Annotated in this window: 2 protein-coding genes and 1 pseudogene; 2 read left to right on the forward strand and 1 reads right to left on the reverse strand. The window is 62.4% G+C overall.

All coding sequences use genetic code 11. From position 1 onward, the window contains the following. The first annotated feature begins 342 nt into the window (after positions 1-342). A complete protein-coding gene (locus ACXJKH_RS17455) occupies positions 343-780 on the forward strand; it encodes a hypothetical protein (RefSeq protein WP_457321216.1) in 438 nt (145 codons plus the stop codon). Positions 781-1,352: 572 nt separating this feature from the next. Further along, a pseudogene (locus ACXJKH_RS17460) lies at positions 1,353-1,565 on the forward strand (S24 family peptidase); the annotation flags it as partial. 187 nt (positions 1,566-1,752) lie between these two features. Here ACXJKH_RS17460 and ACXJKH_RS17465 read toward each other — a convergent pair. Then, on the reverse strand, positions 1,753-3,078 hold the full coding sequence (locus ACXJKH_RS17465; RefSeq protein ID WP_457321218.1) for a Smlt3024 family type IV secretion system effector: 1,326 nt from the start codon (positions 3,076-3,078) through the stop codon (positions 1,753-1,755). Between the last annotated feature and the right edge of the window lie 175 nt (positions 3,079-3,253).

Consider the following 3,253-nt stretch of genomic DNA (forward strand, 5'->3'; position numbering starts at 1 on the left):
AGCTATGCTGAGCCGCACAGAAACCTTGGATGCGTTGGCGGAGGAGCCTGGCCAGCCTGCACTCAACTCGGAGACGTTTTCGCCGGCTCCAGGCATGCGCTCACTGATGAACAGGTGGCTGGTGCAAGAGAACTGATGGACTCGATCCTGAAGCACCACATCAGCGGGTAGGCGCATTGGGGGGGAGGGGGCTGGATAATGAACCCAACGCGGACCGTGATCGGCCGCTGACAGGCCCTACACCATCGGTGTTGGGAATCAGAGGGCAGGCCACCGTAGCGAGCGGGCAAGGAGTTTATATTGGCTTGGAGAGATTTCTGGCACAGCGGAACGTGCTACGGCTTGACCCATCTCAACGACGTGGAATGCGTGATCGACCTAGACGGCACACCTGTAACGGTGCGCTATACGTTCGGCCCGCACACCTTTACCGATGAGAAGGAGAACGGGCCGCACTTCCACCCCGTAAGGCACGAACGGCGGTATATCTGCCGCCGGCGACACGCCTTGAGCTTCGAGGTGGTGCCCTTCATGCAGCAGCAGTTCCTGGAGGGCCACGTTCGGCAGCACTTCAGCCGCAATGGCGAGCAGTGGTTCACCACCGAGCTGGACGGAGCGGCGGTCTTCACGGCCATCCAAAAATCGGTGGATGCAGATTCGGAAATCAAGGTCCGAGTGATCTCGTCCTACCCGCTCGATCGGGGCCTCCAAACCTTGCCTACCCACGGAGCGCTCTACAAGGTGCGCACCCTGTTCAAGCGCAAGTTGGTAGGGAGATAAAAAAGGGCGCCCCGGTAGGGCGCCCTCGGTATTTCAATATCGGTAAGCTCTTCGGCAGCTATACTGCCTATCCCGCACCAGGCTGGGGATGGATCTAAAGATCCCTCGATGCACCACTCCTGTTTCCAGGCTCCGGTCGGTGGTGCCCTGCTATTGTCGGCCCCCGAGTGGCGCGCAGACTGGTCATGGATAGAACAATGTGTTGCGCATGCGTAACGGCTGCGTAACGCATGTGCCGCCCCTTCGTTGGCCCCGTGGAGCACTGCCGCCCTGTACACGATCGGCCAGCAGCGGAACACGCGTCGGAGGGAATCTTTCATCCAGTCAATTAGTAACTTTACTAACATTTCCGTCTCTCGCGATGAGACTACGCCCAGCCAGAGTTCCCGCCATGCGGGCCTCTCACTAATCCCCACACGATCGCCACCTTAATCGGCGCCGCCGCCATTGACGGGCCAGCGCATTTCGTTCCCTTGGCCGGCGCACGCGCCCGCTTGGGCTTCCCCTCCCCCCGCTGACGACTTCATGGACGAAGCAGTCGATCTGCACCGTCTCTTGGTCCGGCGGCAACCTTCCTGTACGGCGCAGACGGTCGGTCCATGCTGGGGGTCGGCATCAGCGACGGCGACATTCTTGTGATTGACCGATCCGTCCAACCGCAACCCGGCGACTTGGAAATTGCCATCTGGGACGGCACTCAGCCTACGTGCAAGGCGCTCCAGGTGTTCGAGCACCATCTGGAGCCACGCCCCGGTTTAATCGAATCGATTGGGACGTTACTTTGACTTGGCGCCCGACGCCTTCGAGATCCTTGTGGTGCTCCTAGGTAAAGACTGGCCACCATTTATGGTGGCCGGTCTCCCACTAACTATGCTGAGTCGCACACCGGTGTGCGTGGCTTGGCGGGACAGGTGGGACCGGCGGCCGGCAGGGGGATTGTGACGGCCGGCCAACGCCTCGCTCTGGAAGCGGCTACCCCATGCGTACCGCCGGATTCTCGCGGGCCGGGGCGTCCTGCTGCTGATCCAGGACCTGCACGGTCGCCTGCTGGCGCTCCGCACTGGCCACCTCCAACTGCTGCAGTGATTGCGCGACCGGCGTCTGCACGGCCACGTCGGTGGGCATGGATGCGCGGCGGTGCGCAGGGTCGTTCAGGTCGCCCTGCACCACGAAGACCGTGCGCCCGGCAGCGCTGTCTGCCGTCTGCACGCTCAGCACGATGTGGTCGGCCCGCTCCAGATTGCTCTGGCGGGCCAGGGCCATCACGCTGGCGGTCAGACGCTCGCTGCTCTCATCGGGCGCGCGGCCGGCCTGCGCATCGAGGGCGGCCACGCCCTGGCGAACCTGCTGCAGCAAGCCGTACTCGGGGTGGCCCGGGCCGATGTCGGCCAGCCGGGTCGGCGGGTGCCGCTCACCCGGGACGCCATCAACCGACGCGGTCAGCGGACTGCGGGTGATGCTGCGGTAGGGGTCATCGGCATGGAACTGGGTGGCTTTGTGCTGCCGCTCCAGGCGCACCTCGCGTGCATCATCGAGTTCGGCGATGCGATGGGGGCGGGTTTCCTCCCGCATGGACAGGTGACCGCCGCCGCTGCTCACGTTGACCCACTTCTGGTCGCGTTCGAAGTACATCGCGTAGGCGCTGTTGCCGCCGATGACATTGGGGTCGACCGAGGCGCGGCCTTCGAGGGCCTGCGTAACCTCATGTGCGGTCAGCCTGCCCAGATACGCGCCGCCGGCTACCCAACCCATCTGCTGAATCGCGTCAACGCTGGTGTCGCGCACGCGAGGGCCGCCGAGATAGTCGTTGTCGAGCATGTTCGACCAGATCTGCTCCAGCTTCTGGGGCCCGCTCTTTTCCAACGCGGCCTGCAGCAGCACACGGGGTGTCCAACAGTTGGGGTCGAGGCGATGCTGCTCGAATGCGCGATCGTGAGCGACCATGACGTCCTTGCCAGGAAGATTCAGCGCCAGATCCGGACGCTCGTTCTCAGACCAGTACTTTCGTAGCGCAAGATCCTGCTTGAGCAGCGTTTGCCCGAAAGACTCCCACTGTCGCTCGCTCAACTCGGCATTGGGGAAGCGTGATCCACTATCGTGCTGCGCTTGGGCGTAGTCCTGTGCGTAACTGTTGGCTACGCGGCCTGGCAGGCTGTCGTTGCGAACAACGCCGAGTGCCAACGTGCCGTAACCATCCGAACCGGGCAGCTGTGAAAGATAGTTCCAATACAGCTCCCGATTACCTGTGCTGGCATAGCTGCTCAGGATTCTGATGTCGCGCTGTGTCAATCCACTCATGCCTTACTCCCTGTAGGTGCTGTGGCTACCTGACCTTGGTGTGTGTCAGGACGTCCCGCACCGCATCTTCCATGCGCTTCCAGTCCTTCAAAAATGCTCGCTTGTAGTTAAGGGTGATCGACAGCTTGCTTCCCACATCCACGAAATAGTGTACGCAGCCGGCCGCAACTGGATC

This window comes from Stenotrophomonas sp. P5_B8 (assembly GCF_054049855.1).

Excerpts from the sequence above, each read along its gene's own strand:
- ACXJKH_RS17465 (WP_457321218.1), bottom strand. The coding sequence starts at position 3,078 with ATGAGTGGATTGACACAGCGCGACATCAGAATCCTGAGCAGCTATGCC.